Source organism: Psychroserpens luteolus, assembly GCF_021032705.1.
Lineage (GTDB): Bacteria > Bacteroidota > Bacteroidia > Flavobacteriales > Flavobacteriaceae > Psychroserpens > Psychroserpens luteolus.
In genome coordinates this window covers 1-298 of record NZ_JAHVXI010000056.1, presented here as the reverse complement: position 1 = coordinate 298, position 298 = coordinate 1, and the positions used below count along the sequence as shown (strand labels likewise).

Sequence of the window (298 nt, the reverse complement as noted above, 5' to 3'; positions counted from 1 at the left end):
CCATCGTGGCCGCTGGCGGTCAGGAAAACATGTCCATGTCGCCCCACGTGGCGAACCTGCGCCAAGGCCAGAAAATGGGCGACATGAAATATATCGACTCGATGATCCGCGACGGGTTGTGGGACGCCTTCAACGGCTACCACATGGGCCAAACCGCTGAAAACGTTGCCGAAAAATGGCAGATCAGCCGCGAGCAGCAGGACGAATTTGCCGTCGCGTCGCAAAACAAGGCCGAGGCCGCGCAAAAGGCAGGCAAATTTGCCGACGAGATCACGCCCTTCATCGTCTCCACCCGCAA

1 protein-coding gene is annotated in these 298 nt (G+C 58.7%); it reads left to right on the top strand.

The window, feature by feature from the left end; translation table 11 throughout:
- Positions 1 to 298 (top strand): thiolase family protein (locus tag KWG70_RS17820; protein ID WP_449619093.1); only part of this gene is annotated, 298 nt, incomplete at both ends.